Origin of the sequence: Aliiglaciecola sp. NS0011-25 (genome assembly GCF_040370605.1) — a bacterium.
GTDB classification, from domain to species: Bacteria; Pseudomonadota; Gammaproteobacteria; order Enterobacterales; family Alteromonadaceae; genus Aliiglaciecola; species Aliiglaciecola lipolytica_A.
This window is the reverse complement of record NZ_BAABWR010000006.1, coordinates 124,719-151,309: the sequence shown is the minus strand read 5'-3', so window position 1 is coordinate 151,309 and position 26,591 is coordinate 124,719. Positions and strand designations below refer to the sequence as shown.

Sequence of the window (26,591 nt, the reverse complement as noted above, 5' to 3'; positions counted from 1 at the left end):
GTCTACCTAAAAACCCACGGTTACAGTTTAGATGACGGCAAAAAAGGATTTATTAAAATCCTAGTGATTTCAATCGGTATTGCTGCGACCTATTTGATCTTAATGTGGATACTTTGAACAATTTCATCCTCATTAACCTAGGTGTTTTTACCAGCACTTCTTAGGCTCACGCTGCATGGATTGATTAATGCTTAGAATGCTGCATGCTGAGTCTTTTTTTTGATTATTTTGTGCTTTTGCAAATAGGGTAAAAGTTGCTCCGCCCTTTATTTCTGCGGAGTAGATATAATGTTCGGAATTTTCTAAGCCCAATTCTTCAACACTTGCATAACGCCCATTAGTAATTCGAAATTGCCCTTGCATAAGGGTACTTTCGAGCATCTGATTTTGCGCCTGCTGCCGCCGTGATTTTAAGATATTTCCGCTAAAAACATTACCTGATATGGCCACCAAAATGGCAATGATTGCCAAGGTAATCATTAATTCGATCAAGCTAACTCCTTTGCTCATAAAACTGTACTCCATCTTTTTTAAATTTTCATATACTCAATATCAGTAAAGCACATGGAAAATTTCAAAGGGTATTGAAAGTGCGTTTAAATAAAAAACATCAGCTTAGATCTCACCTCACTAGAGGGCTTACCATTTTAGAAGTGATGGTGGCGCTTACAATTATCGCTCTACTTGCTGCAATTGGCGGCCCATCAATAATTCAAACTTTACGCCATCAGCAATTGAAGGCTTCTTTGCAGACCAGTTACTTTTTACTGCAACAAGCTAAATCCACGGCAATCACACAGAATAAAAACATTACCGTACAATTTAAAAATGGCGACAACTGGTGTATCGCATTAAGCGATACGGGCCCTTGCAATTGCCAAGTAAAATCGCTGTGTAGTGTGGATAACATAGAGTATCGCGTATCGGCTGAAGATTATCCTCACATCTTATTTTCGAAAATTACCATGGGAAAAGATCAGGCTATTATCTTTGACGGGGTCAGAGGCACTGCAATTGGCAATGCAGGCTCCGGTGTGTTTAGCAATGGCACTGAAGCCGCCAAACTCATTGTGAGCAATTTAGGTCGAGTCAGAATTTGCATGCACAGTGGTCACTTAGGAGCTTTCCAAATATGTTAAGTAGACAACTAAGAGCACTTGGTTTTTCGCTAATTGAATTACTTATTGCCATGGTAATTGGAATGTCGGCATTGGCCAGTTTAGCCGGATTTATTGGTAATGCCGCAGCTTCTAATAGCAAGTTCTTAATGCTAATGCGTTTAAATGAGGAACTTAATACCGTAACAAACTTGATCACTGCAGAAATACAGCGAACAGGTTTCAATGCTGAAATAACCGCTGCGATAAATAATCCTGATATTTACCTTAGCCAATTTCATCAACCTATTGTTATTTCCAAGCACCCTAAAGAAAGCAGTGATAGCTGCATACTCTATGCGTACGATAAAGATAAAAATGGCGTTATCAATTTAGAAGGAAGTGATGAAAATTACGGATTTCGACTACATAACGACGCAGTTGAGATGCGTCAAGATGGCGCTGATTGTGCTGCTGGCGGTTGGCAAGATCTGACCGACAGCAGTGTCACTTCTGTTGAGGAGTTACGATTCAGCATCATTTTCATATCCGAATCGACAATAGGTATCCGGATACATATATCAGCCTCAGTGAAACAGCATAGCACCATGAGTAAGCAAATTACTCGAGACGTGTTTGCACATAGCCAGCAAAATGTTTAAGCCTAATCGAGCCAAGCAACAGGGTGCAATGATGTTAATCACAGTTACCTTATTGTTGCTGCTGACTTCGACCATCATTGTATATAGCGCTAAGGTTAGCCTAGTAAAGCATCGAGTTAGCCTGAATACACAAAATAAGGTAACCGCTGAGAATATGGCAGCGTTAGGTAACTTCCGATTGCTGTCGCAAATTAGTCAACAGCCGCAACAAGAACTGCCTAAACTAAACATGCTGATAGAAGGACAAGGACAGTATTCTGCTGAAATGAAAAGCTTACAAACTGAGCGATTTAGTCATCAAATGCGCGTCATAAAAATTAGCACTACAGGCACATCAGAAGACCATTTAGCCAACATAGAGGTTTCCCAACATATTATTGCATACCCGCTAATTCGCTCATTGCCTAAGGCGGCATTAATAGTTGGTAAATCCATATCTATCGAAAATAAGTTAAAATTAATTGCTAACCCCAACGGTGCAGGTATAGGTCTACCCTTGTCCCTGTGGACGTCCGACAAAATCGATATCACTACCTTAGACCTAATTACCTGTCAGTTGTATGAATATATCAATGGCGAATGTGAATCATCCCCCTTGAGTATGGGTCAGCAGAAAAATGGCGATATTGTGGATAATCCGAAGGATTTTCCCAAGGACATATTTGCTTACCTGACGAATTTACCGGTTAAATACCGAACACAGCTATTAGATGAGGCTGATAAAGTCATTTCCCACTGTGAAGACCTGAACAATCTAAGTTCAGGATTAATATGGGTGAAAGGCGATTGTAAACTAAGTAAAGAAACCACAGTGGGTACAACAGAACGTCCTGTCATGTTAATAATTGCGAATGGCAATTTGGTTTTTTCTGAAAACTCAGGAGTCCAGGGTATTGTGCTGATGTTGAAGCCATTTGATTCAATTTTGGCAGCCCATATTGAAGTCAACGGGCCAGCAGTAATTGAAGGTGCGCTCATCGCAAGCGAATCAATTTCATTTAACAACCTACCTTTAACCATAAAATATGATGCTGTTGTGTTAGACAATTTTCGGCAATCTCCAAGTAACTGGCGAATCGCACTTGTACCTAATAGTTGGCGCAACTTCTGATGCCTTTAATAGGTGGAGCGTCACAAAAGTTATCACAGGGCTTTTCACTCGTTGAAGTGATGATAGCGTCATTAATATTGCTTGTGGGAATAACGGGGTTTGCAACTATGCAAAACCGCATAATGCAATCAGAAAAATCCTTAGATTTACACGCTAAAGCGGTCCAAATTGCGAAACAAAAAATGGCTGAGCTTAGCCATTTTAAACGTAATCAAACAGCCGACGGTAAAACCAGCTACCAATCAATCGCTGACGATAAAGGGGGCGCTTCAGCGGCAGGTGAGATTGAAATAATCGAAAATGCGCATACGGATAATAGCGCTAAATTTAAGCAGCACTGGCAGGTTACAGAGCAATATTATGTTGATTCTGATGATGATGGTAAAGCTGACAAGTGGGTAAATGATGAAGATAAAGATGCACCAGCTCCGCTACCTTCGTTAGCAGACAGAAAAGCCGTAACCGTTAAGGTAAGCTGGCTAGGTAGTGACGGCAAAACCCAACAATATGAGTTAAGTGGTTTTATTGCCCCTATCCCCACAAATAGAAGTTTTCATGTATTTCATAAAACGCCAGAGGGTAACTTAGTAGCCAAAAATCAAATATCAATGACGAGTCAGAAAAATCTCGTTAAACACAAATTAGACGAAGATTTAGTACAGGCAAGTTTACCCATTAAATTCGACGAAAAAACTAAAATCAGCACAGCGAGTACGATTAGGTTGGTGCTCGATGAAGATTCAAAACACGCCACAATACAACAACAAAGAGAATTTGCCTTCGCCCAGTGTCGATGTGCATTGTCCACTGAAACTAAGGCTAAAACGCCAGCACAAGTTGTCATTGATGGAAACCAGTTGGCAATCAAAAAAGGGCTGTGGAAAATCAAAACCTCAGGTATTGCCGAACCAGGTCAGTCCCCATTGTGTTCTAGTTGCTGTCGTGACCATCACGATACAAAGGATATGCTGACAAATCAAAATTACTATAGAAACGAAAGTGGTAGTGCGCACAAACATTTTAAAGTCGTCAGCAAAGGCAAATATATTAGTGCCAGCAAGATTGGTGATCAATATGATGAAGTATGCCGCTTTGAACGAGTTGATGGCGACTTTGAGTTACTAGCAGATTTACATTCCCTGCAAACCATTTCTTTTCTCAAAAATCAGATGACGGAGGAGTTCAGTAACCAATATCAACAATATGTATCAAACCTGATTAAGAGTCACGTTTTAGAAAAAGCTTTACCTTTATCACCACTTGAAAATACCTTGCTGATGTCGCCATCTGCAGCTCAACTTGAGTTGAGAAGTATCTATGTGGAACGGCTTCAACATGAAGACAATGAAGTCATTAAAAAAATGATCCTCGACGGCGACTCTGATTGGCAGAGCTTGATACCTTTTTTAGATTTTGAGATAACCATGCAAGCTAACTGGAATAGCAGTAATGAACTCGTTGCTGAGGTTAGCAATCAGCCGAAGCAAAGTGTATTTTCTCCCGAAGAGTTACAATATGCATCTTATAGTAAGGGCCGTTTAATTGCCTTAATGGCTGGCAACAGTGAACTATCAAATGAAATAAACAAAGGTAACGAAGGCCTAATTGGCTCCCCTTCCATTTCAATGTTTAATCAGTATCAAACAATATCTAGCAGAGTACTCCAGCTAAAGGTGAAGGGTGGCGATACACCTGGCCTAATCGTGGATATATTTTGTACGAACACTGAGGATGATATTCAACAGCCTTGTAATGAGAAGCAACTTGCACAAATAAGTAAACTTAAAATGGCACCTGAGAAAAGCGAGTTTAGCTGTAATATTGAAATGTTAACAAACCCTAATACTAGTTTCTTTAGCTGCTCAAACGCTCCTAAAGGCTGGCTGGGCAAGATTGTTATTGATACCAGTCTGCTAGACTCGAGTGTCAATTTAGTTTGGAGAGATCCTAGTGAAAAAACCACAATGGGCACTAGCTTTGGATTGATAAAGCCATTAATTGAAACATCCCACTCTGACTATTGGTTGATAGTAGAATTTGATAGCTGAGCTAGATTCAGGTGGTACTCTCCCCATGCGTTAGCAACCATAAAAGGCAAACTTCAGGCATAAAAAAGGCCAGTGAGACTGGCCTTTTGAGAACTAATTATGAATTACTGAATATACACTTCGATATCTGCTTTTGCTTTCAATGCTTCAATTAGATTAGTAATTTCAGTTTGAGATTGCATTTGGCCTAGTTGACGTTGCATGGCTATCACCTGCTCTGCAGGTAATGCCGCGGAGCTGTTCACATTGTTTAGCTGCACAACACCAATATCACCGTTGGCTAATTCTACTACCGCTTTATTTTGCTCAGGATTAGCTGATAATTGAAATACTTTATCAACAATCGCCGCTGGAATTTCACTACCGAATCTAGCCACGTCAGCTTGTAGTTCCCAACCAAGATTTTTTTCAGCAAGTTTATCGGATATATCAGTACCGTCTTGTAAATCAGCCAATAAAGACTGCGCCCAAGCTTTAGCTGCTTCTTGCGCTTTTTGAGCAGTAAGCTGAATGACGATCTCAGGTTTAACTTCATCTAGTGACTTAGTGCGCTCTGCTTCGTGCTCTTTAACACGAATAATCATCACATTATTCTCACCAATTGAAATCAGTTCACTATTTACACGATCTGCAATTAACTCTTCTGAAAATGCTTGGTTCACTACCAATGGACTTGAAACCTCTGCTGGAGGCGCATTTTGAGTAAACAACTCCGTAGATTTCACTTCAGTATCTAATGCTTCTGCAACTTCGACCAAACCATTTGGCATTTCAAATGCCAACTCAGCAGCGGTGTTCTGAAGAATAAAGAACTCTTCAACTGCTTTTTCCCGTCTTACTTGTTCAGTTAAGGTATCTTTAACTTCGGCAAAAGGCGTTACTTGCTGATCTTTAATCTCAGTAAGCTTAATGATTTGTAATCCGAAATCAGACTCAACAATATCGGTAATATCACCCACATTTTCAAGATTGAATGCTGCATCTTCAAATTCACTATCCATATCACCGCGAGCAATAAAATCTAAGTCACCACCATTTTCAGCAGAAAACGCGTCATCTGATACTTCAGAAGCAACTTTTGCAAAATCTTCGCCACCACGTACACGCGCTAAAGTAGCTTCCGCTTTCGCCCTGGCAGCTTCTTCGTCATCACCAAATTCGATAAGAATAAGTGAAAGTTTTCTTTGTTCATCAGTTTGGAAATCATTAGAAGATCTATTGTATAAGTCTTCTACTTCTTGTTCTGTCACTTCAATACCTGACATCAAATCATCAGCATTAAGCTCAATATATTCCAAGCTTACTTTTTCTTGAGTATCAAACTGAGCAAGATTTTGTTGATAATATACTTCAATATCCTGATCGTTTACTTCTACTGATGAAGCAAAATCAGCCGAGGGCACTGAGAAATATTGAATATCGCGAGTTTGCAATTGCAGGGAAAGAACTTTAGATGCTTCAGACTTAAGACTAAACTCACTGCCTAACATCGCGCTAACGAACTGTTGTCGCGTCATTTCGCTACGCAGGTAGTCTTTGAAGGTACTAGGTTGAAAGCCAACTTGACGTAATGTCGCTTTAAAACGCTCATTATCAAAAGATTGACCAACTTGAAACTCTGGCATATTGACAATACTTTCACGAATTTGCTCATCGCTAACACGCAAACCAATTTCTTCGGCTGCTTGCTCCATCAACTTATCCGCGATAAGTCTATCCAGAATACTCTTACGGAACTGATTCAAATACGCAGTATCAGCGGCAAGTATGCTGAAACTTTCTCCGAATTGTGCTTCCATCCGTGCACGCTCATTCTGATACGCCCGATCGAATGTAGTTTGGGATATTTCACTTCCATTAACCGATGCAGCTGCATTGCTAGATGAAGATACATAACCGCCAACGCCCGCGAAGACGAAACTTAAAATAACTAAACCTAGGATCACAACAGCCCAAGTGCCTTGCGATCCTTCTCTAATTTTTTCCAACATATGCGTCTTTTCTCTCCGACGGACTAATGAATTCAACCGTGTTAAACGTTTTCTACACGGTAATAAAGCGGCAGGATTATAACGTGAAAAATGGTTTGATCACCAGTGATATACCCAAGTAAAACGAATTCAGCGGTTGTTTCGAATAATTCTTTAAAATATATTCACGTTGGAGGCCAATATCCCCCTAACAAGCAACCAACTCATTGCACTTTACGCTTTTTCGTTTTTTCGTTTTTTCGTACTAAACATACAAAAAGGGCGATGATCGCTCATCGCCCTTTTTTAAAAGACTAAAATTCTTAGTTACAAGAATCTTTAAGTGCTTTACCTGCTTTGAAAGAAGGCACTTTCGCTGCAGCAATCTGGATAGTTGCGCCAGTTTGCGGATTACGGCCACTGCGAGCTGAACGCTCACGAACTGAGAATGTACCAAAGCCAACTAGCGCTACTTGATCGCCGTCTTTAAGAGCTGCAGTAACTGCATCGGTAAATGAATCAAGAGCACGACCAGCAGCTGCTTTAGAAATATCTGCACCAGCAGCAATACTATCGATTAGTTGAGACTTGTTCACAATAGATCCCCTTCATTTGTTTTTATTTATTGTTCCGTACACTTTTTATTACGGTCACGTTATAGCAAGCTTAATTTTTTATTTCAAGCAATGTCTTACAATCTTTTTACATTTATGAATCGTCTCAATCCCTTTTGTGATAAGGCTTCTGACGAATCTGTGCTAAAGGCTATCATATCTTTTAACTTAGTGAAGCCCTAAAATTCAAAAAATATAAAAAAAATAGCCGTTATTGGCTATTTTTTCTTCGATTTCACTTTTTCGGTGCTAAAACCCTCTGGGTTTTCCTGTAAAGCCAAGTTCAAAACTTCATCAATCCATTGTACTGCATGAATATCTAGGTCTTGTTTGACGTTATCTGGAATCTCCTCAAGGTCACGTTCGTTGTCTTTAGGAATCACGACTGTTTTAATTCCACCACGGTGAGCGGCCAATAATTTTTCTTTCAATCCACCGATGGCTAACACTTCACCACGAAGTGTAATCTCACCAGTCATAGCCACTTCAGCTTTAACTGGATTACCGGTCAGAGAAGAAACCAAAGCTGTGCACATTGCGATACCCGCACTTGGACCATCTTTTGGCGTCGCTCCTTCAGGAACGTGCACATGGATATCACGTTTTTCATGGAAATCTTCGTTGATACGTAATTTCTCAGCTCGGCTACGTACAACTGTCATTGCCGTTTTAATGGACTCGAGCATTACGTCGCCCAAAGATCCGGTAAAGGTTGTTTTCCCTTTTCCAGGCACTGAGGTTGTTTCAATTGTGAGCAAATCACCGCCAACAGACGTCCAAGCGAGCCCAGTTACCTGACCAATTTGATTGCTGCCTTCGGCTTTTCCATAATCAAAACGTTGAACACCTAAGAAATCTTTTAAATTATCTTGGTTAGCAACAACTTGCTTTATCGATTTATCCAGTAAAATGTTTTTCACTGCTTTGCGACAAATCTTGGAAATCTCTCGTTCCAAGCTACGTACGCCGGCTTCCCGAGTGTAATAACGAATAATGCCAATAATCGCCGAATCTTCAATGACCAATTCACCGGTTTTAAGTCCGTTTCTGGACATCTGCTTTTCAACCAGGTGACGGGTGGCTATGTTCAGCTTCTCGTCCTCTGTGTAACCAGATAAGCGAATAACTTCCATACGGTCTAACAATGGACCGGGGATATTCATACTGTTAGACGTCGCGACGAACATCACGTCTGACAAATCATAATCCACTTCTAGATAATGATCGCTAAAGGTGCCGTTTTGCTCGGGATCTAACACTTCTAACAATGCAGAAGAGGGATCACCACGCATGTCTGAAGACATTTTGTCAATTTCATCTAGTAAAAATAGTGGATTTTTAACCCCAACTTTCGCCATTTTTTGAATCAATTTACCAGGCATCGAGCCAATGTAAGTGCGTCTATGACCACGAATCTCAGCTTCATCACGCACTCCACCAAGGGCCATTCTCACGTATTTACGGCCGGTAGCTTTGGCGATTGACTGTCCCAATGAGGTTTTACCCACTCCAGGAGGACCAACTAAGCATAAAATTGGACCTTTGAGCTTCTTAACTCGCTGTTGAACCGCTAAGTACTCAATGATTCTTTCTTTAACTTTGTCCAAACCGTAGTGGTCTGAGTCAAGAATATCGTCAGCTTTGGCTAAATCTTTCTTAACCACACTGCGTTTATTCCAAGGTACATTTGCTAGCCAATCAATATAACTGCGCACTACAGTCGCTTCCGCAGACATTGGCGACATCATTTTAAGTTTGCGTAGTTCAGCCGTTGCCTTTTCTTTTGCCTCTTCAGGCATTTTAGCTTCTTCAATCTTTTTAGCTAAGGCTTCAAATTCATCTGGAGTTTCATCCAGCTCACCCAATTCTTTTTGGATAGCCTTCATCTGCTCATTCAGATAATACTCACGTTGGCTTTTTTCCATTTGCTTTTTAACCCGAGTACGGATTTTTTTCTCTACTTGAAGCAAATCGATTTCGTTTTCCATAAGTGCCATCAAATACTCTAAACGCTCATTCACGCCTTCCATTTCGAGTACTTTTTGTTTTTCAGACAGTTTCAATGGCATATGTGCCGCCATCGTATCTGCAAGCCTAGCGGCTTCTTCGATACCACTAAGAGAGGTTAACACCTCTGGTGGGATCTTTTTATTCAGTTTAACGTAACCTTCGAACTGAGAAATTGCTGAGCGTATCAACACTTCTTGCTCGTTTTCTGCAACCTCTTGATCTTCTTTACGCACAACTTCTGCAACAAAGAATTCGTCGGTTTGTAAAAATGTTTGAATTTGACCTCGTACGTTACCTTCAACCAACACTTTTACTGTGCCGTCAGGTAATTTAAGAAGCTGTAAAATCGTTGCGATGGTACCAACTTGATACACATCATCTGTCTCTGGCTCATCTACGCCAGCGTCTTTTTGGGCAACCAAAAAAATCTGCTTATCTTTGTCCATTGCTGCTTCTAAACAACGGATAGATTTTTCTCTGCCAACGAACAATGGGATAACCATGTGGGGATACACCACCACATCACGCAATGCCAATACTGGCATTTCAATGCGATCTACTCGCTCATCTGTCATGCTACATCTCGTTTTAGTTAACTGCTAGAAAGGTAATGCTTATGTATATGGGGTTAACACAGTAAAGTTCAATTAAATAACACTACGATACTATGAAATCTTATTCAAATTATATTTTTATCTTTGAAAATCAGAAAGTTAAATAGACTAACAATATGAATTAATTTACCTAAATTAAATTAGGTAGAATTACGCTTAAGCATTAGGGGGACTTAGATAGAGTATCGAGTTAATTAACTCGTAGATAATAATAAAGGCTCCGAAGAGCCTTTAAATTTCTAACTAGTTTATTCTGCGGCGGCTTTTTTATCTGTACCGCTGTCGTAAATAAGGATGGGTTTAGATTCCCCTTTGATGACTGTTTCATCAATAACCACTTTACTTACGCCTGTCATCGAAGGTAAATCATACATTGTTTCCAACAAAACACCTTCAACGATAGATCTCAATCCACGTGCACCAGTTTTTCGCTGCATTGCTTTGTTGGCAATAGCATGCAAAGCATCTTCTCGAAACTCTAACTCAGTATCTTCCATTGCGAACAATGCACCGTATTGCTTAGTTAGCGCATTCTTAGGCTCTTGAAGAATTTGGATTAATGCTTCTTCGTTCAACTCTTCTAAACTAGTAAGAACGGGCAGACGACCGATAAATTCTGGAATCAGTCCATATTTCACCAAGTCTTCTGGTTCTACTTTTTTGAATAGTTCATTAGATGCTTTTTTATCGTCTTTACTTTTAACTGTTGCACCAAAACCAATACCAGAGCCCACCGCTGCGCGCTGCTCTATGACTTTATCCAAGCCAGCAAATGCACCACCACAGATGAATAGGATCTTAGAAGTATCAACTTGCAAAAACTCTTGTTGAGGATGTTTACGGCCACCTTGAGGTGGAACCGAAGCAATAGTACCTTCAATTAGTTTTAATAGTGCTTGCTGAACACCTTCACCTGAAACATCACGGGTAATCGAAGGATTATCAGACTTCCTAGATATTTTGTCTATTTCATCAATGTAAACTATGCCGCGCTGCGCTTTTTCGACGTCATAATCACATTTTTGCAATAATTTTTGAATAATATTTTCAACGTCTTCACCCACATAACCGGCTTCGGTTAATGTAGTTGCATCGGCCATCGTAAATGGCACGTCTAAAAGCCTTGCAAGTGTTTCTGCAAGCAATGTTTTACCACTACCAGTAGGTCCAATAAGTAGAATGTTACTCTTACTTAATTCAATACCATTATGTACGTCGCCACTTCTAAGTCGTTTATAGTGATTATAAACAGCAACAGACAATACTTTTTTAGCGTGTTCTTGACCAATCACATACTCATCAAGATGGGCATGGATTTCTTTTGGTTTAGGTAAAGCGTCTTGCTTTTTCTTAGGCGAAATCTCTTTAATTTCTTCACGAATAATATCGTTACAAAGTTCGACACATTCGTCGCAAATGAACACTGAAGGTCCAGCGATAAGTTTGCGCACTTCGTGCTGACTCTTACCGCAGAACGAGCAATACAATAGCTTGTTGTCGCCGTCTGTGTTTTGCTTATCACTCATTTATCAATTGCCCCTTCCAATTCGTCATATCGTTTTGTGCTTTATCTCTAAGCCCATATTGACGTTACAGGCTAAACAATATACTACTTAAATTACTATTTGGTTTTTAGTGCATCACTTCGACTAGTTAACACTTGGTCAATTAAACCGTAACCTTTAGCTTCAGCTGCACTTAAAAAATTGTCACGATCTGTATCTTGAGAAACTTTATCGTAATCCTGACCGGTATGTTCTGCCATCAAACGGTTTAGCTTCTCTTTAATAGACAGGATTTCTTTAGCATGTATTTCAAAATCAGATGCCTGTCCTTGAAATCCGCCCAAAGGCTGATGAATCATGACTCGAGAGTTTGGCAAACAATAACGCTTACCTTTAGCTCCACCTGACAACAAGAATGCGCCCATACTGGCAGCTTGCCCAACACACACAGTGCTCACGTCAGGTTTAATAAAGTTCATTGTATCATATATGGCCATTCCTGCCGTAACAGAACCACCTGGAGAGTTAATATATAAAAATATATCTTTCTCAGGGTTTTCAGCTTCTAAGAACAACATCTGAGCCACGATTAAGTTAGCCATGTGATCTTCAACTTGACCAACTAAGAAAATTACATTCTCTTTCAATAGTCTAGAATAGATATCGTAAGAGCGCTCACCCTTTGCAGTTTGTTCTACAACCATGGGGACAAGTGCATTGAGTGGATCGATCGGATTATTCAACATAAAATTAATTCTTCAAAAATGAAAATGCTCGGTAATTACCGAGCATTTAATCAGGTGCTGACTATTGAAGTCAATTACCAAAGGCCTAAATTATTGTTGTTTGTTCATGATATCGTCAAAAGCTGTGTCAACTTCTTTAACTTTAGCCTGACTTAGAACCAATTCAACTGCTTGCTCTTCAAGCGCAACATTCTGAATTTGCTGCAATAATTCATTATTTGTTTTGTAGTACTCAATGACTTCAGATGGATCTTCGTAAGCAGAAGCAGTTGTTTCAATTAACTGCTCAACTTTTGCATCATCCACTTTAATTTCATTGGTTTTGATGATTTCACCTAAAATTAGACCAATTGAAACGCGACGTTTGGCATTTTCTGCAAACAAGTCAGCTGGTAATTCAGGCATATTTGCACTGTTGCCACCAGATTGTTGTTGGAAACGTTGCTTCGCTTGCTCGCGTAGCGCATCGATCTCTTGATCAAGAAGTGCTTTAGGAACATCAATACTGTTTTGCTCAAGCAATCCAGAGATGACATCTTCTTTCAATTTAGCTTTAAGGGTTTGATCAAGTTCACGTTGCATGTTCTTACGAACTTCAACTTTAAGTGCTTCAATATCGCCATCTTCAATACCGAATAATTTAGCAAATTCTTCGTCTACTTTAGGTAGCTCTAAACCTTCAACCTTAGTGACAGAGATAGTGAACTCAGCTTCTTTACCTTTTAGGTTTTCAGCGTGGTAATCTTCAGGGAAAGTCACTTTAGAAACAACTTCTTCACCTTTCTTCGCGCCAACTAATGGTTTTTCAAAACCAGGAATCATGCGATCTTTACCAAGCTCTAGTGGGAAGTCTTCGGCTTTACCGCCGTCAAACTCTTCACCATCAATAGTACCTACGAAATTAATCGTTACACGATCATCTTTCTTCGCTTTACGCTTAACTTCTTTCCAGTCAGCGTGTTGCTTACGCAAGGTATCCATCATGTTGTCGAGATCTTTGTCGTTTATTTCAACAACAGGCTTTTCAATCTCGATTTTATCAATACCTTGAACTTCTAGTTCAGGATAAATTTCAAAAGATGCAACAAATTCTAAATCTTCGCCATCCACATCTTTTGTCATTTCAAAGCGAGGCATACCCGCTGGATTCAGTTTCTCTTGAACCACAGCTTCGTAGAAATTACGTTGCATGGCTTCACCAGCAACTTCTTGACGAACAGCCTGGCCAAAGCGTTTTTTAATAACAGTGACTGGCACTTTACCTGGACGGAAACCATTAATACGTTGGGTTTTAGCCAACTGCTGTAAACGTGACTTTACCGCTGAATCAATAGAATCAGCAGGAACAGATATGGTTAAACGGCGTTCTAGGCCTTGAGTCGTTTCGACTGACACTTGCATTATTATTCCTCAACTATGCGTCACATAACGCGTAATTCGAACTCGCAGCAACTGATAAATAACGTATTAGATTGATGTATTTATTTAATGTAAAAACAACAGGCTATTTTAGATACCAATACTGCCGCATATTGCGGACCTTGTTGGTCCACCTCGGTTAAAAAAGACGCGACAGTATACAGGCTGAGGGCTGCATAGTCGAGGGTAAAAATTAATTTAAATTAGCCCATCAATATAGAATAAGAATATCAGTCAAAAACCCATAGCAGCAGCGTCGGCTGATATGTTTTTTTCACCGGCTTAGGTTAATTGCATAACTGCTTAATATGTGGAATATTATTTGAAGAAAAAGTGACTATACTCTGAGCCTAATTTGAATCCCAAAGATATACTATTGCATCAGTTGAGATGCATATTGACGATTTCAGGTGCGAAACATATCAGCATGTTTCACCCCCAGCTGGATTGGAAATCTGATCGAATTTCGGCCGGTTCAACTGAACCTATTGGGCAATTATCAAGTGATGAGATTAGCTTTTATACGGGTATAGAAGCAGTTCGAACATCGTTAGATAAGAAGGTTCAATACAAGCCCTTAGACCAAACAACAATGCTGATACAAGTCACGGTTTCCTTCAGCTCAGATGTTAGCAGTTTAAACAGTGAAGACTCCAATTTCGACTTAGTACCACCAGAAAAATCTCGCCGCACCCCAGTTCGCCCTTTTAATGCAGAGCAGTCTTACTTTGTAAAAATGACGTTCAACCAAGCTTTGCCTGCATGGTTAACTCAATCAAGCAATAATTCAGAACAATCGAACAATACCTTTTCTGCGTTAGAGCAGTTGATCTTAGCCGCCGGAATGCAAAGTCAATTAGTTAGTGATTTCTTATTTTTATTGTCTGACCCTCTCACGAACCTGTGCCCAAGACCCGTACTGCAAAGTAAAATCGCCAAGCTTAGTCAATCCTATTCGATTGGTTTAGTGATGCTGCACTGTATCGATTTTCACCAGATCAATAAGAAATTTGGACACCAATTTGGCGATACCGTAATACAAGAAATCGCGACTAATCTTAAAGATATCACTCGTGAAGGTGACATCTTATGCCGATTTGGCGGGGCACTTTTTGGCGTCGCATTCCCCGTCAATGAGCAGACGGATGTTGCTAGCCTAGCTAAAAAATTACAACGCTCCTTGCAGCAAAAACAATATCTAGAGGGTGCAATCAACCTTATTCGGAATTCGCATAGCGGTGCCCGTAGTAGGATTGAAAATATTTAATCCAGCTCCCCAAGTGCCTATCCAAAGTAGGCCATTCTTGGCTTTATGAACGGTCAATAACTTATTGCTACCTAAGGTTTGTAGATCTGTTTCATCCGATAAATAACGCATGAATTTTTGAGTTTTTATGTCAAACAAATTCAAACCACCACCAAAGGTAGTAATCCATAATTTGTTATTGCCAGCAGGTTCAATTGAGGTAACCCCCGGTGCTGATAAAGCGTTAGGATTGTTTTTATCCGCAGGGTAATGAGCGAAGGTCATCGTGCGAGTATCGAGTTTACTCATACCTTGGTCTTGATAGCCAATGTAAAGCTCATCACCATTTTCAGAGTAAAGTGACATCACAGTGTTACTGCGTAACGAATTATCGTCATTTTCATCCGCAACTAAATGTTGAATAATGCCAGTTTCAACATTTAACAAATCCAATCCACCAATCGAGCCTATCCAGATTTGATTTTCTTTGCCGTCAAAAAAAGTATTGATGTAACTACCGCTAAGGCTTTTTGATTTGTCTACCGCTTCCCGAATGTGGTCAAAGTTAGAGGTAGCCGTATTCCACTTGTTCAACCCCTTAATACTTCCTACCCAAAACACATTACCGCGATCTTGGAATAAGTAAGTTAACTTGCTATCTGAAAGGCTATAAGGGTTTTGTTTTTCAGGTTTGATATGTAAAAACGATTCACTATCGCTTTCCAATCGAAAAAGACCGTCAGAGGTAGCTAACCAAATTTTATTATTGCGATCTTGATATATATGGCTGATTTTCTGGTCAACTAGGGGCTCAGGTAACCAAACTCTGTAATCATCATTCGCTTCTTTGGGCAAAGTAATAACAGTTGCACCTTTATCACTGCCTAGCCAAAGCCTGTGTTGACTGTCAACCATAATTGTCTTTACTTGATTAGTTTGCCCCCCCGTAACTAAGTCCATTTCCGCAGCGTCCACTAAAACCTGATGGGAATTGGCGTCGAGTTTGATTACGCCTAAACCTAGGGCTGAGACCCACAAATTGCCTTGCTGGTCTTCGCTGATACTTTGCACTGAAATACGCTTTGTTTCGTCAGCGCTAAGGGCTACATTAGTGAAATCATCAGTGGCTGGATTATATATATTCAATCCGTTGTCAGTGCCAATCCAAATTTGATTTTGTGATGAGTTAAACAGTACTCGCACAGTGTCTGAATTTATACTACCTTTGTCTGCGGCTTGATATCGGTAATGTTTGAAGGTTTGCGAGCTTTTATCAAACACATTAACGCCATTGCGTGTGCCTATCCATAGGACATTTTTTTGCGGCTCTATAATCGAATAGACCCAATCAGAACTTAACGAGTCTTTATTTCTGGAACTGTAAGTGAATACTTTGAATTGATAACCATCATATCGGTTCAGGCCTTCTTGCGTGCCAAACCACATGTATCCTTCAGAGTCCTGAAAGGCGGTTAATATATTTTCTTGGGACAACCCTTGGTCTAGGGTAATACGCTGAAACTTAATATTTTCATTATCTGCTATCGCGTTAAAAGCGCTAAACAATACAATTAAAATAAGCATTATTTGTAATTTTAGGTTTTTAACTAGCATCAATGACTTCATCTATTTATTTTGTCCTAATCGTTGAAAGCATGAGCATCTTAGTAGCCGATTACCACATGTTCAACCAAAATTGATAACTCTTTTATTCTGAAACAAGCAAGCTGCATTCATGGAATGCAGCTTGCTATTACGCAATGTAGAATTAATTAGTCTATTTCAATTTCCAATAGCTGATTTGATTGTTGTTCATCATTCGCTACAGATTCGTCTAACAATGCTTGGTTAACAGTTTCGATTGATGTATTTCCATCCCATACTGAACCTTCGATTGAAGTTAAGGCATCCCAAATTGAGCCTTGGATAGACGATAAACCATCCCAAATCGAACCTTCAAGGGCAGTAGAACCATCCCAGATTGAACCTTCAAGACTAGACAAACCATCCCAAAGTGAACCTTCAAGGGCGGTAGTGCCATCCCAAATTGAACCTTCTAATACTGAGAATCCATCCCAGATTGAACCTTCAAGTATAGTAGAACCATCCCAAATCGAGCCTTGCAGGGCAGTAGTACCATCCCAGATTGAACCTTCAATAGTCGCTGAACCATCCCAAATTGAACCTTGAAGTGCAGTGGTCCCATCCCAAATTGAACCTTCAATTGCAGTAAGTCCATCCCAGATAGAGCCTTCAATTGTTGTCGTACCATCCCAGATTGAACCTTCAGCTACGAATTCACCATTACCTAGTGCTAACAACAGTTGACCTTGTTCAGTCACTCGTGCTGGCCCTTTAAAGTGAGCAACACCGTTCAAATCAGCTGTAAGATCTAAGCCTACATTGGCACAACCTGAAGCAGTACTTGTAACTGCCGCATAGGCATTGATTAGACCTGCACCTTGTGTGAAAGGACCATAAGCTTCACCTGTAGATGGATCTGTCATAGCTGACGCTGAATCAATCAAACGACACTTTACATCATCAGGGCTTAAGTAAGGATTGTGTTGCAACATTAAAGCAACCGTACCTGTAACCACTGCAGCTGCCTGTGAAGTACCAGATATCATGTGGTAATCTTCACCGGTCTCAGATTCTACGAAGTTTTTGTTTTTCAGTAAATTTTTGTTCATTTTAGAGCTGATATGCCCGCCAAATGCTACGATTTCAGGTTTAACAAAGCCCTCTACTGAAGGTCCCTTAGACGAGAACGTAGTCATACGATCATCACTTGCATCGCTGGGAGTATAACTGTCTGTCGCTGCACCAACGGTAATAATATACGGATTGTTACCTGGAACTGACACTGTCGCATAATCTGAGCCAGTGTTACCCACTGAAGTCACCACTACAATACCAGCATCCCATAAACGCATCACAGCTTGGTTAATTGGATCGCTCCAATAGTTAGATTGCACACTAGCCCCTAACGACAAATTTAGCACACGGATACGATAGCGATTACGGTTTTGATAGATATAGTTTAAGCCGTCTAACACATCCGTATAGCTGCCGTTTCCTGAAGCATCAAAGGCTTTAACAGATAACAAATATACATCTGGCGCCATGCCGTTAAACTTACCATCTTCACTTTTTAAACTGCTGGCAATTATCCCGGTCACGTGACTACCATGACCGTTTTGGTCATCATTCAAAGTTCGCGTCTTTTTACTTTTAATCGCGTTATACTTATAAAATGCACGAGCACGGTCATATTGATTGCGTAATAAATATTTACCTTGGCTTCCGCCCATCAATGTACCGCTGTCTAAAACAGCTACTGTCACACCTCGTCCAGTAATCCCCCTTTCATGCAACAAATCTGCCTGAGTTTGAGTGGCGATATTATTATCGATGGCGAATTTTTTAAGTTGGCCTGATGCACTTTCCAACTTCCCATTATCACTTCCCATGGTCATTACGTTTCTATCTGCGGTAACGTGCAAACCAGATATATTGGCTAGTTCATCAGCCTGAGAAACAGACAAATATGCGCTTATGGCGTTGATAATAGGGAATTCACGAGCCACCGCACCACCAACGCGCTCTACTGCAGAAACTAGAGCATCGCGACCTAACCCCTGTAATATATAGGATTGTTCTTTTGCAACGTTCTGTTTAATAACCATTTGCGGGGTACTGCCCGATTCGGTAAAAAAAGGAACACTGCTACTATTGGCTTGAGTTGTCAGCATCACTGCTGAAACACTGCCAATTAGTGATAACGCTCCAACTAACAATGTTTTCTTATCTGTAAAAAAACTCATTTTACCACTCCACTTCGGATAAATTTTAATCTCTACAGATATCAATGCACACACCATGCCAGATTTAAAAATAAGTGTAACCCATTGTTTTAATTGATTTAATATAATTTATCAAAAACAAAACTTAAAATATGAAACATAAACTTAAATACTGAACAAAAATAAGAACCACTTATTCATAATTTAAGTCATAAATGCGAGTCCAATTAAATTACCTTAAAATTTGCGTTACTTGCCTTTAGTATTTGTTAGACAAAGTAACAAAAGCCTTCTTTAAGATGTATTGATAACCGTTATTAGGGTGTCCCCCTGAAATAGGCATTGAGAAGCAAGCTAGTGATGGTTATCCTGCACCTAACATTAATACAAATTTACTCCCGAGTTCTCTGCATGAGCAATAGCAATAGCAATAGCAATAGCAATAGCAATAGCAATAGCAATAGCAAAATAATTCTAACCATCCTTTTCATCGCAATAGCAGTATTGTGTTATGTCATGTTTGCACCTCCTGCTCATGAGCCAATTGAGCTGTCAGAGGAAGTCAAAAAAGAGTTACTGAATGAGACCGGCGATATCGGTATGCAACAACAACAGCATCCACAACATTCACAGCCGGAGGAACAAGAAATAGATTTGGAAGGTATACCGCCAAGCCCATTAGATATTTCATTAATAGGCGTGGTAGCCAGTGATGTGGATACTGAAGCCTCAGCAACCATTCAATCACGTTTACAAATTCGCACTTACTTTATTGAGGACCAAATTGCATACACCAATGCGGTTATTCAAGAAATAAGGAACGATAGGGTTATATTGTTAAATGAAGGTCAACGACAGGTTTTATTGCTTAGAGGAACCGCTTCGAGTGATGAAGACAAGGGAAGCACTAATACCAATTCAAACTCATCAAATGGTTATGATCAAAATTCCAATGATGATGACATTGCAAAATCAATTGGCAATCGGCCTAAATTATTAGAGCACATTATTCATATTTCACCGTTTGACCAAAATGACTTATCGGCAGGTTTTAACGTGTCTCCAGGCATGAATCCAAAACTGTATAAAAGTGCAAATTTCAAACAAGGTGATATTTTACAAAAAATAAATGGTAACGATATCACCACAGAAGAGGGACTAGAGGCCGTTCAAACATTACTGCCCACCGCTCAAACATTGGTGTTTAGCGTATTACGTGGTGGTCAAGTGATTAGTTTATATTTAGATATTCCTTCAGAAAACCTAAGTATTCAGAAAATTTAGAAAAACGAAAATAGGCAAGGATGCTTATAGTTAAATAGACACAAAGAAAATTAAGAAAAAGGACAGAAGGAAAATAAGGGAGTTTAACGGTTATTAAATAACTGAGATATTGAGAAGGGATCTTCTAAATATGGTGCGGAAGGAGAGACTTGAACTCTCACGCCGTGAAGCACTGGAACCTAAATCCAGCGTGTCTACCAATTCCACCACTTCCGCAAGTGGGGTGGACGATGGGGTTTGAACCCACGACCACCGGAATCACAATCCGGGGCTCTACCAACTGAGCTACGTCCACCACTGTGTTACTCTTTTCTACACTAAATCTTTTTTACTTACCAGATAATTATATATCCGTATTCATCTGTCACTCTCATTAAATATACATTATCGAGAAGTAACACTAGATATCAAATTCATATCCAACCGTTCCGCTGGCGCGTCCGGCAGGATTCGAACCTGCGACCACCCGCTTAGAAGGCGGGTGCTCTATCCAGCTGAGCTACGGACGCTCTACGAATCTGAACAAGCAAAAAAATGGTCGGTGAGACAGGATTCGAACCTGCGACCCCTTGGACCCAAACCAAGTGCGCTACCAAGCTGCGCTACTCACCGAACAATCGTTGCGATAAAAACCTCATCGCTTCGAGGGGGCGCATATTACCCACTTGCCCCAATCTCGTCAAATACTTTTTTATAGATTTTTTCTAACTGCTTAATTATGGAGCAAATAGTTTATAAAACAGTCTTTTTTGATGCTTATTATTAATAATCCGTGCAGGTCAGCATAAAAACCAAAAATTTATTTTAATAACGCATGATCAGCGGGCAATTTATTTTTTATCCAAATAGCCAACCTGTGCTTCATACTCAACAAATCTTCAGAATCTCCACCTAAAGACGCAATCAGTTTATCGTTTACTAATAGACGATAAATAATTTCCACTTTTTCCTTTTGTCCCATGGTTTCACTAAAACCATCATATCCACGGTTTTTTGCATAGGTTTCCCCTACGCTAATTGCCATTTTCAACAATTGTTGTTCATTTTTGATTTTCTTCAAAATAATTCCTTAAGCCAGAAAACGCTACTATACGCTTATTTTGTTTTGTCTACTTCAGCGCTGTGCTTTGATTCAGGATAAAACCATATACCATTCTTCTCTGGGGAAAAACCCAGCTGAACTAAATAGTTTTCATGCTTCAAGCTGTCTGCTTTAGCAAATACATTCCCATAGCCAAATTGTTTTTTTAGTCGTTGGCCTTGCCCCAACACAAAGTGTCCAATGCGACAATCTCGATAAGCAGGGATAACAAAATCAAAATCAACAATAAAATTATTGTTTTCATCAGGGTATCCAGAAAGCAATCCTGCCACTTCAGTATTTTCCATCATAAAGTAAAATCGACGGTCCTTTTGTTGCATTTTTTTGAAAAAACGAGGAAAGTGGAATTCAATATCCTGGCGATGATAATCAAGGAAAAAATCCACATAATTCGAAGGCATACTCACCTCTAATACAGAAAAATGCTGCTCGGCTTGCATTAACATTTTGCGTAAATAAACAACGTTAGTAATAGCAATAAAACCATTTAGAAAAGCCACCGGAGAAGCGCCGATAATAATTCCGTAAATACAAAATGATGAGGCTCCAAATAGATTGTACCAACGGAGTCGTACAATTGAATCTCGCGTTAATGAAAACGCAATTAACGCCGATGCACAGTAGCCAAAAATTTCTACGCCAGAGAGTTGCAAGAGTCTTTTCCTTTATAATGTCGGTTATCTAAACCATTTCAGATAAACATATTGGGATTATACGTCAGTTCAATTGCAATTCCTGCTAATCCGTAGCATCAATTAATTTGCACCTAACATCTAAGCATAATTAATATCAACTCACGATTGCTTGGCTTGCCATGGTTATGGGACAATAAGCGCAACTGAAGATTTAAAAGCTAAACAAATGCCAGCACAACTGATAAACGGAAAATCAATTGCCAAACAGGTAAGAGAAAACGTCGCTTCCCAAGTAGAAGCCATAACGGCCGCAGGAAAAAGACCGCCAGGCCTTGCAGTAATTAAAGTGGGGCACGATCCTGCCTCAGGTGTATATGTGGCAAATAAACGTAAAGCCTGCGATGAAGTTGGCTTTGTCGATAAAGCCCATGATTTACCAGCCAACATTACTCAACAACAGTTGCTAGATTTAGTGGATACACTCAATCAGGACCCTGAAGTTGACGGTATTTTAGTGCAATTGCCTTTGCCTGCAGGATTGAATGCAGAAGAGGTTTTAGAACGCATCCGTCCCGATAAAGACGTTGACGGTTTTCACCCTTACAACATTGGCCGTTTAGTGCAACGTATGCCAGCTCTAAGGCCGTGTACTCCAAAAGGTATAATGACCCTCATTGAATCGACAAAACGTCCAGCAAAAGGGTTAGACGCTGTAATAGTTGGGGCTTCAAATATTGTCGGTCGACCTATGTCTCTTGAACTACTTTTGGCCGGATGTACCGTCACCACTTGTCATAAGTTTACCCAAGATTTAAAAAGTCATGTGAAGCGCGCTGATATTCTTGTAGTCGCCGTCGGCAAAGCTGAATTCATCCCTGGTGATTGGATTAAGCCAGGAGCAATTGTCATTGATGTTGGGATTAATCGCCAAGCAGACGGCTCGCTAGTTGGCGATGTAGAATTTGAAGTAGCTAAAGAACGTGCTGGATGGATCACTCCCGTGCCCGGCGGTGTAGGACCAATGACAGTGGCAAGCTTGATTGAAAACACCTTAGAAGCTTATGTTAAGTATCGCAGCTAGTGACTAACGAGAGTGAACAACTTGGTAACCAAGCGGTTGAAGAAACCAAAGCTTGGTTAAACCAAGTGGTAATTGAGTTAAACTTTTGTCCATTTGCGAAGCGAGAAATGCAGCGCAATTCGATTCGATACAGGGTTTGCAATTCCAAAAAAGCCAAAGATGTACTCAACCTATTCGCTCAAGAAGTACTGTTTTTAGATCAACACCCAGAAATTGAAACCTCTTTACTTATACTCACTGAGGGCTTTAAACACTTTTTTAGCTATCTAGACATAGTGGATATCACCCAAAACTGGTTAGATGAAAACGACTATTCAGGGGTTTATCAAATTGCCAGTTTTCACCCTGAATATGTTTTTGACGGGGAACCAGATGATTCTGCGGCAAACTACACTAATCGATCTCCCTACCCCACTTTACACTTGCTCAGAGAAGAAAGCATAGACAGAGCAATTCGCTCCTACAAACATCCAGAACAGATACCCGAAGACAACATTAACAAAGCGCACAGCATGGGAGAGGCCGCGCTGAAGGCATTGTTATTATCTTGTATGATAAACTAAAGGGTTAAATGACGGGATAAAATAGCCAAGTATAAATACACTAACGATTGAACAAAAGCCTTACACAATCGGCACAAGCAGATTACAAAATGAACCTGCGATGATGAGTTACGCACTTGAACGCTTTCGAAGTGGAATAACACCGCAGGTTTGTGAACGTTGTTAAATCTTACCTCACCGTATTAAATAAATGGATTATTGCGGCGACTCACCTTCATCAATTGGATACTCTTGCGGCTGCTGAATCTGACTATTTTTGTTTTCAATGAAGTCCTTGTACTCTTTGTCTATTTGACCTGCAGAAAAGCTGGATAACTGATAATTAACGTCATACCAGTATTTGCCAGAATCACCTTCAAAGCGAGCAAAAATAGCACCTTCGTTTTCCCATAACCACAGGCTTAGAATACGACCATCTTGCAGGCCAATTTCGAACACTGCGGTCACTGACTGAGGATTAAATCCACTATCTTCAGTTTCAGCAATTTGTTCAAATTTCAGGTTCACTAGGTTATCCACATAAGCACTTAAAATGCTGTCATATTTGAGTTGTGCGCTGTCTTCCAAACCTGACAATTGAAAGTCATCTTGCTGTTCGAAATCCCGTAAAATTTCAAAACCTAAGTCTCCTTCGCGGCGCACATAGCTTACTTGCTCAGCTAACACGTCAAGAATAGGTTGTTTTAGCCAAGCGTTTTGATCTGATGGCAAACTGATTATACGATCCAACAACCAAGTTTGTTTTTGTCCCAGCAAACGCACATAGGTTCCTTGCCCTAAACTCGCTTGTGAACCTATTAATACCTGATAGTTTTTTGCGCCCACGCGTAATTCCACTAATGTTGCTTGACTGTCAACCACATCAATATCTTGTAATCCCAATCGAGCAAAGTTTTCAGCTTTAGCGGTTTTAGCTTCGAATAAAATGGCTTTTGATAAAGCATCCACTAATTCAGCCAATGCCTTTTGTTGCATTGGATACTCGCGCTTACTTTCTGCTAGCACTGTCACCCATCCATCGTCAGACTGACGAGCACTGAATAACATTCCATTAGTGTTAGAAACTTGAATTTCTTGAATCTTTTGAGCCTGCACAGCAAGTTCTGGAAACAGCTTAACCTTTTCCCCAGAAACCTGATTAGCACGGATGGTCAAAAAATAAATTGCGGTTGCTAAAGTAACAATAATGACCAGCAATGAAATCAATTGTTTATTCATGTGATAACCCCTCATCACCTTTAGAACGAGTTCTCAGCAAACTAGCAAGTAGCATAAGGATCAGCATTAGCACTATAGGAGCAACAGCGATATTAATAAATTTCAACCAATTCCCCAGCGCCTCAATATCCTTGTCTAACTGATGTCTCACTTCACGCAAGGCTTTTCGAATCTCAGTCCGTTTCTCGATAAATTCGTCAAGTGCTTGTTGTTGTTCTGGCATCATAACCAAACCAGCTCCTTCTACTTGCTGACTTTGCAGCTGAGCGAGTTGCTGTTCAGTTTCGTCTAATTGTTGCTGTAGAAGTTGTTCTTGTTCGCGGAACTTACGTTCAGCCTCCACTTTTAAAGCATCGACAGTGTTAAATGGACGGGCAAATGTACCGCGACTACGAATACTGATAAGTGCCTCACTCCCGCTTAGATTCTCTACCGCATTAGTAACAAAATCGCCGTTGTTCGCAAAAGGTGTGTAAACCGTTTCGCCAAAGAAGTTCGCTTGTTGCACCCAAAACCGATCTGCCAGCAAATCCGTATCACCCACCACAATGACATTTAATTGATTGGTAGAAGAAACGTGTGCACTATCAGCTGTAGCATCATCTGGCGCACTTTTGTAAGCGGAAGAAGCTCTGCCATGCAATCTGGCAGCAAGCACATGTTGTTGCTTCTGGTTGGTAAACTCTCTTGCTAATGCGTTAGGGTCTCGTAATGCAGAATAAGTGGTTACATCAATGAAACCTGAATTTGCAGAAGAACGCATCAACGGTGTCCAACGTAAGTTACCACCTGTGGATTTACTAAACGCGCCAAATGACGCGCCATTGATTATTTCGAGACTTGCGGTAGTTACGTCGTCGCGATCAAGTTGTTGAGATTGAATCCCCACAAAACCAAAATGACGAGCGACACCGCCATCTGCAGTGCGAATATCTAGGCCTAGTTCCGCATCAAGCAGTACCTGACTATCATTAAACTCTAGTCCCCAAGCTTCGAATAGAGAGGTTAAGTTAGAACTATTTTCAGTAGATGCGCCCATACCTGCCATCATCGCCATCGGATCTGACTCATTGTTGGGATCAACAAAAGCAATGAGTTTTCCACCTTGCATGACGTATTGATCAACCGCGTATAACAAGGATTCATTTAACGATTGAGGATGCACTAGCATAAGCACGTCAGTATCTTCAGGTAAGGCTTCTGCGCTATTTGGAATCTGTTCCACTTGATACAATTGCTGTAATTGAGTGTAAAACGTCCAAGCTGGATCAAACTGTCCTGTCATCGGATTCTGTCCACCAGCTAGCGGCAAATCCGTGATTAAAGTCACTTTAACCGACTCAGGTTGAGATAGTTTATGGATCAGTTTACTGATTTCGTATTCAAGAAACTTCTCTTTTTGGGGATCAAAAAAGCCAATCACTTCTTGATCATCTAAAGCGTTAGTCGCCGCCAAGCCCAAATATATAGCATCGCCCATAGTGCCAAGTGTGGCGGCAGTCAGACCAAATTCATTGGCTTGATCTTCCGCTTCGGAAAAGGGCTCAGGATCAACAATATGCAAATTGATTTTTCCATCTGCGGCTTTTGAATACTCTCGCAACATACTTTCTACACGGTTCGCATAGTTGCGCAAAGACGTCATACTTTTTGATGATTTATCTGAGAAAAAGAAATATAAATTAATGGGTTCATCAATTTTTGAAACAATTTCCTTGCTGCCATCAGACAAAGAGTAAACTTGATTCTCAGTCAAATCGAGGCGAATTGGACTCAATAACTGATTGTTTAGCACCGTTAAAGCAAAAAATAAAACGGCCAATAGAATTAAAATTATGGAGGTGGAAAATTTACTCATAT

21 protein-coding genes and 4 tRNA genes are annotated in these 26,591 nt (G+C 40.2%); 8 read left to right on the top strand and 17 right to left on the bottom strand.

The genetic code is table 11. The features are described 5' to 3' along the window. Window positions 1–147: 147 nt before the first annotated feature. Window positions 148–510 (bottom strand): type IV pilin protein, encoded by a 363-nt coding sequence (locus tag ABWV72_RS07205; RefSeq protein ID WP_353369605.1) that lies wholly within the window; start codon window positions 508–510, stop codon window positions 148–150. Between the two features lie 80 nt (window positions 511–590). Between ABWV72_RS07205 and ABWV72_RS07200 the strand changes: the two genes are divergently transcribed. Genes ABWV72_RS07200 through ABWV72_RS07185 form a run of 4 tightly spaced genes read left to right on the top strand, consistent with a single transcriptional unit; the run spans window position 591 to window position 4,918 of the window. Beyond that, window positions 591–1,139, top strand: a complete 549-nt coding sequence (locus tag ABWV72_RS07200) for a GspH/FimT family pseudopilin (RefSeq protein ID WP_342807220.1) — start codon at window positions 591–593, stop codon at window positions 1,137–1,139. Beyond that, window positions 1,133–1,759, top strand: a complete 627-nt coding sequence (locus tag ABWV72_RS07195) for a prepilin-type N-terminal cleavage/methylation domain-containing protein (protein ID WP_353369603.1) — start codon at window positions 1,133–1,135, stop codon at window positions 1,757–1,759. The genes ABWV72_RS07200 and ABWV72_RS07195 overlap by 7 nt, the downstream gene beginning before the upstream one ends. After that, on the top strand, window positions 1,752–2,870 hold the full coding sequence (locus ABWV72_RS07190) for a hypothetical protein (RefSeq protein WP_353369601.1): 1,119 nt from the start codon (window positions 1,752–1,754) through the stop codon (window positions 2,868–2,870). The genes ABWV72_RS07195 and ABWV72_RS07190 overlap by 8 nt, the downstream gene beginning before the upstream one ends. Further along, a complete protein-coding gene (locus tag ABWV72_RS07185; RefSeq protein ID WP_353369599.1) occupies window positions 2,870–4,918 on the top strand; it encodes a type IV pilus modification PilV family protein in 2,049 nt (682 codons plus the stop codon). The genes ABWV72_RS07190 and ABWV72_RS07185 overlap by 1 nt, the downstream gene beginning before the upstream one ends. Before the next feature lie 104 nt (window positions 4,919–5,022). On the opposite strand, the gene ABWV72_RS07180 is transcribed toward ABWV72_RS07185, so the two are convergent. From ABWV72_RS07180 to tig, 6 genes are all read right to left on the bottom strand, one after another. Continuing rightward, window positions 5,023–6,909, bottom strand: a complete 1,887-nt coding sequence (locus ABWV72_RS07180; RefSeq protein WP_342807215.1) for a SurA N-terminal domain-containing protein — start codon at window positions 6,907–6,909, stop codon at window positions 5,023–5,025. 302 nt (window positions 6,910–7,211) lie between these two features. After that, window positions 7,212–7,484: an HU family DNA-binding protein gene (locus ABWV72_RS07175; protein WP_353369596.1), complete on the bottom strand. Its 273-nt coding sequence runs from the start codon at window positions 7,482–7,484 to the stop codon at window positions 7,212–7,214. A 236-nt stretch (window positions 7,485–7,720) separates the two neighbouring features. Further along, the gene (gene lon / locus ABWV72_RS07170) at window positions 7,721–10,087 is read right to left on the bottom strand and encodes an endopeptidase La (RefSeq protein ID WP_353369594.1); all 2,367 of its coding nucleotides are present in this window, start codon (window positions 10,085–10,087) and stop codon (window positions 7,721–7,723) included. A gap of 287 nt (window positions 10,088–10,374) precedes the next feature. Beyond that, entirely contained in the window at window positions 10,375–11,652 is a 1,278-nt protein-coding gene (gene clpX, locus ABWV72_RS07165) for an ATP-dependent protease ATP-binding subunit ClpX (RefSeq protein ID WP_216049960.1), read from the bottom strand. Between the two features lie 95 nt (window positions 11,653–11,747). Continuing rightward, complete coding sequence (clpP, locus tag ABWV72_RS07160; protein WP_353369592.1) at window positions 11,748–12,377, bottom strand: ATP-dependent Clp endopeptidase proteolytic subunit ClpP; 630 nt, start codon at window positions 12,375–12,377, stop codon at window positions 11,748–11,750. Between the two features lie 90 nt (window positions 12,378–12,467). Then, window positions 12,468–13,778 carry a trigger factor gene (gene tig / locus ABWV72_RS07155; protein ID WP_353369590.1) on the bottom strand — a complete coding sequence of 437 codons (1,311 nt, stop codon included), beginning with the start codon at window positions 13,776–13,778 and terminating at the stop codon, window positions 12,468–12,470. Between the two features lie 445 nt (window positions 13,779–14,223). Here tig and ABWV72_RS07150 point away from each other — a divergent pair, with 445 nt between their 5' ends. Beyond that, window positions 14,224–15,063, top strand: coding sequence for a GGDEF domain-containing protein (locus tag ABWV72_RS07150; RefSeq protein WP_353369588.1), 840 nt, complete (start codon window positions 14,224–14,226; stop codon window positions 15,061–15,063). Here the strand turns inward: ABWV72_RS07150 and ABWV72_RS07145 are convergent. Together ABWV72_RS07145 and ABWV72_RS07140 are read right to left on the bottom strand one after the other, a co-directional pair. Beyond that, entirely contained in the window at window positions 14,995–16,668 is a 1,674-nt protein-coding gene (locus ABWV72_RS07145) for a ligand-binding sensor domain-containing protein (RefSeq protein ID WP_353369586.1), read from the bottom strand. The two genes, ABWV72_RS07150 and ABWV72_RS07145, sit on opposite strands and share 69 nt — an antisense overlap. 146 nt (window positions 16,669–16,814) lie before the next feature. Further along, the gene (locus ABWV72_RS07140) at window positions 16,815–18,869 is read right to left on the bottom strand and encodes a S8 family peptidase (RefSeq protein ID WP_353369584.1); all 2,055 of its coding nucleotides are present in this window, start codon (window positions 18,867–18,869) and stop codon (window positions 16,815–16,817) included. Window positions 18,870–19,259: 390 nt separating this feature from the next. Here ABWV72_RS07140 and ABWV72_RS07135 point away from each other — a divergent pair, with 390 nt between their 5' ends. Continuing rightward, on the top strand, window positions 19,260–20,132 hold the full coding sequence (locus tag ABWV72_RS07135; RefSeq protein ID WP_353369582.1) for a type II secretion system protein N: 873 nt from the start codon (window positions 19,260–19,262) through the stop codon (window positions 20,130–20,132). A 131-nt stretch (window positions 20,133–20,263) separates the two neighbouring features. Here ABWV72_RS07135 and ABWV72_RS07130 read toward each other — a convergent pair. The 6 genes from ABWV72_RS07130 to ABWV72_RS07105 all read right to left on the bottom strand — a co-directional run bounded on the left by ABWV72_RS07130 (window position 20,264) and on the right by ABWV72_RS07105 (window position 21,887). After that, window positions 20,264–20,348 (bottom strand) — tRNA-Leu (locus tag ABWV72_RS07130). A gap of 3 nt (window positions 20,349–20,351) precedes the next feature. Beyond that, window positions 20,352–20,427, bottom strand: a tRNA-His gene (locus ABWV72_RS07125). A 137-nt stretch (window positions 20,428–20,564) separates the two neighbouring features. After that, window positions 20,565–20,641, bottom strand: a tRNA-Arg gene (locus ABWV72_RS07120). Between the two features lie 26 nt (window positions 20,642–20,667). Continuing rightward, window positions 20,668–20,744: transfer RNA gene (locus ABWV72_RS07115), tRNA-Pro, on the bottom strand. Window positions 20,745–20,931: 187 nt separating this feature from the next. Beyond that, entirely contained in the window at window positions 20,932–21,192 is a 261-nt protein-coding gene (locus ABWV72_RS07110; RefSeq protein WP_216049953.1) for a DUF5062 family protein, read from the bottom strand. A gap of 35 nt (window positions 21,193–21,227) precedes the next feature. Beyond that, window positions 21,228–21,887 (bottom strand): hypothetical protein, encoded by a 660-nt coding sequence (locus ABWV72_RS07105; RefSeq protein ID WP_216049952.1) that lies wholly within the window; start codon window positions 21,885–21,887, stop codon window positions 21,228–21,230. A 208-nt stretch (window positions 21,888–22,095) separates the two neighbouring features. Here ABWV72_RS07105 and folD point away from each other — a divergent pair, with 208 nt between their 5' ends. Together folD and ABWV72_RS07095 are read left to right on the top strand one after the other, a co-directional pair. Further along, on the top strand, window positions 22,096–22,950 hold the full coding sequence (folD, locus tag ABWV72_RS07100; protein ID WP_216049951.1) for a bifunctional methylenetetrahydrofolate dehydrogenase/methenyltetrahydrofolate cyclohydrolase FolD: 855 nt from the start codon (window positions 22,096–22,098) through the stop codon (window positions 22,948–22,950). Continuing rightward, window positions 22,950–23,513 carry a DUF1415 domain-containing protein gene (locus ABWV72_RS07095; protein ID WP_353369579.1) on the top strand — a complete coding sequence of 188 codons (564 nt, stop codon included), beginning with the start codon at window positions 22,950–22,952 and terminating at the stop codon, window positions 23,511–23,513. The genes folD and ABWV72_RS07095 overlap by 1 nt, the downstream gene beginning before the upstream one ends. A gap of 195 nt (window positions 23,514–23,708) precedes the next feature. Here the strand turns inward: ABWV72_RS07095 and ABWV72_RS07090 are convergent, their stop codons facing one another. After that, window positions 23,709–24,731, bottom strand: a complete 1,023-nt coding sequence (locus ABWV72_RS07090; protein WP_353369577.1) for a DUF4340 domain-containing protein — start codon at window positions 24,729–24,731, stop codon at window positions 23,709–23,711. Continuing rightward, complete coding sequence (locus tag ABWV72_RS07085) at window positions 24,724–26,589, bottom strand: GldG family protein (RefSeq protein WP_353369575.1); 1,866 nt, start codon at window positions 26,587–26,589, stop codon at window positions 24,724–24,726. Before ABWV72_RS07085 ends, ABWV72_RS07090 begins: the two co-directional genes overlap by 8 nt. Window positions 26,590–26,591: the final 2 nt, after the last annotated feature.

Excerpts from the sequence above, each read along its gene's own strand:
- ABWV72_RS07205 (WP_353369605.1), bottom strand. The coding sequence starts at position 510 with ATGAGCAAAGGAGTTAGCTTGATCGAATTAATGATTACCTTGGCAATC.
- ABWV72_RS07195 (WP_353369603.1), top strand. The coding sequence starts at position 1,133 with ATGTTAAGTAGACAACTAAGAGCACTTGGTTTTTCGCTAATTGAATTA.
- ABWV72_RS07190 (WP_353369601.1), top strand. The coding sequence starts at position 1,752 with ATGTTTAAGCCTAATCGAGCCAAGCAACAGGGTGCAATGATGTTAATC.
- ABWV72_RS07185 (WP_353369599.1), top strand. The coding sequence starts at position 2,870 with ATGCCTTTAATAGGTGGAGCGTCACAAAAGTTATCACAGGGCTTTTCA.
- ABWV72_RS07180 (WP_342807215.1), bottom strand. The coding sequence starts at position 6,909 with ATGTTGGAAAAAATTAGAGAAGGATCGCAAGGCACTTGGGCTGTTGTG.
- lon (WP_353369594.1), bottom strand. The coding sequence starts at position 10,087 with ATGACAGATGAGCGAGTAGATCGCATTGAAATGCCAGTATTGGCATTG.
- clpX (WP_216049960.1), bottom strand. The coding sequence starts at position 11,652 with ATGAGTGATAAGCAAAACACAGACGGCGACAACAAGCTATTGTATTGC.
- clpP (WP_353369592.1), bottom strand. The coding sequence starts at position 12,377 with ATGTTGAATAATCCGATCGATCCACTCAATGCACTTGTCCCCATGGTT.
- tig (WP_353369590.1), bottom strand. The coding sequence starts at position 13,778 with ATGCAAGTGTCAGTCGAAACGACTCAAGGCCTAGAACGCCGTTTAACC.
- ABWV72_RS07150 (WP_353369588.1), top strand. The coding sequence starts at position 14,224 with ATGTTTCACCCCCAGCTGGATTGGAAATCTGATCGAATTTCGGCCGGT.
- ABWV72_RS07145 (WP_353369586.1), bottom strand. The coding sequence starts at position 16,668 with ATGAAGTCATTGATGCTAGTTAAAAACCTAAAATTACAAATAATGCTT.
- ABWV72_RS07140 (WP_353369584.1), bottom strand. The coding sequence starts at position 18,869 with ATGAGTTTTTTTACAGATAAGAAAACATTGTTAGTTGGAGCGTTATCA.
- ABWV72_RS07135 (WP_353369582.1), top strand. The coding sequence starts at position 19,260 with ATGAGCAATAGCAATAGCAATAGCAATAGCAATAGCAATAGCAATAGC.
- folD (WP_216049951.1), top strand. The coding sequence starts at position 22,096 with ATGCCAGCACAACTGATAAACGGAAAATCAATTGCCAAACAGGTAAGA.
- ABWV72_RS07090 (WP_353369577.1), bottom strand. The coding sequence starts at position 24,731 with ATGAATAAACAATTGATTTCATTGCTGGTCATTATTGTTACTTTAGCA.
- ABWV72_RS07085 (WP_353369575.1), bottom strand. The coding sequence starts at position 26,589 with ATGAGTAAATTTTCCACCTCCATAATTTTAATTCTATTGGCCGTTTTA.